This is a genomic window from Candidatus Hydrogenedentota bacterium (assembly GCA_012523015.1).
Taxonomy (GTDB): domain Bacteria; phylum Hydrogenedentota; class Hydrogenedentia; order Hydrogenedentales; family CAITNO01; genus JAAYBJ01.
Genome location: JAAYJI010000253.1, coordinates 1 through 1,711 on the forward strand (window position 1 = coordinate 1; position 1,711 = coordinate 1,711).

The 1,711-nt window shown below is 52.6% G+C and carries 2 protein-coding genes; both read right to left on the bottom strand.

Annotated features, from left to right (window positions below):
* Window positions 1-727: hypothetical protein (locus tag GX117_11105; GenBank protein NLO33884.1), on the bottom strand; the 727-nt coding region annotated here is incomplete at its 3' end.
* 169 nt (window positions 728-896) lie between these two features.
* Window positions 897-1,711 (bottom strand): YjgP/YjgQ family permease (locus GX117_11110; GenBank protein ID NLO33885.1); only part of this gene is annotated, 815 nt, incomplete at its 5' end.

Genomic DNA, 1,711 nt, shown 5'->3' on the forward strand with positions numbered 1-1,711 from the left:
CCGCGAGAGAAACCAACCCAATAATAATGATCCAGAGGGGACCCACGCCTTTACGGGGGGGAACCGGTCCGGAGCCGCTGATATGGGGCGGGCCTGAAGGGCCGTGTCCGACGGGAGCGCCGACCATATCGGGCTGCATGCTGTCGAAGCCGGTATCAGGACCGAAATCAGGAACGGGCGTTATGCCGGTGGGGCTATCAAAATCAGATCCGCCGCCGAAGTCATCGAACATGGGCGTTTCCATAGCTTGGGTAACTGCTCCGGCAGGGCCGCCGATGAGACCGCTGTCACTGGAACCGAAGGCACTATCAAAGATAGGCGTGTCCAATGTGGTATCCGGGCCGGGTCCGATGTCCGGTGTTTCGGGCGAGAAATCGCTGTCCGCTGCCAGATCTTGGAAGCCGCCTGATGTCAGTCCAAAATCCACGCCTTCGGATTTGCTTCCATCAAAATCAGCGAATCCGGCACCGCTCGCAAGGACATCCTCCACGGGCGGGCGTGAGTGAATCTCGTCACCCGAATCACCCTCCACGATGCTTGAATCCCGCGATTCGAAATCGCCCAAGGGCGGCAATAAATCATCCGCATCACTAGCGCCTTCTTGGGAATCAAAATCGCTTAGCGGCGGTAAATTCCCCAGACCACCAGAGTCCTCATTTACATCGTCTGCCCCGGTGTCATCATTTGTCTTGGAGCGATCGTCATCAAATATATCGTCATAGATCATAGAACCCACCTCCGTTTATCTGAAGGGTTACCGGTAAAACTACAGCATCTTATAATGCGTATTCTAGCACGAAACACTCTTTGTGTCAAGTATTCTCTTTGTAAAATTTTAGCGACAAATAGAAACAAGATTTTTACCTGTCAGTCACTATCCACTGACGACCTGATTATTATGTAGGTGTCAACCAGAACAATGGCACACCAACCACTAAAAAAGCGACATTTGCCGCCCACGCGGCTACCAAGGGCGGCCAGACACCCATATAGCCTAAACCAACGGCAAAGGCAAATACCATTAAATAACAAACGGCGATAATGACGCTGCCCCCAAATCCGATGAGGACGCCTCCGCGCCGCAAACGCATGGCAAAAGGTATGCCGAGCCAAATGATCACAAAGCACAGGGCGGGTTGCGCAAATTTCACATGGTAGTTAACTATATACTCACGGGTAGGCATGCCCAGTTGTTCGGCACGAACAATATCCCGGGCGAGCTCTTCCGCTGTTTTGGTCTGCGCCGGTTTACTCAGGGCAAACAATTCGGCCGGTGATTCTTTGAAGGGCGCTTCAACCTGCGTTATGCGTCGGGTAAGCACCTCCCATTGTTTATCCTTATCAAAGGTCGACCACCGCCCATTCTCCAGCAGCCAACACTGCCTGTCTTCGTCCCAATAAATACGGTTCGCCCGTATTTCTTCCAACGTATTTTCGCGGATGGCATGCATATATACATCTTGCCCGCTGTTGGCGCGCAGATTATATTTGAGAATGTGGCAGGTCCATCCGTCGGCGAGATTGGTCCAGCTGGCGCCCACCCGTTCCTGGCCGCTCAGTTTGGAAAAGTATTTTTTGGTGATGACGCCATGATTTTCCACGGCCTGCACACCATAATGTTCCTGTACAAAAAAAGAGAGGAATGCAGTCGCCAGCGCAATCAAGATGGGCATCCGTGCAATACGCCATAAACTCACGCCCCCTGCAAGCA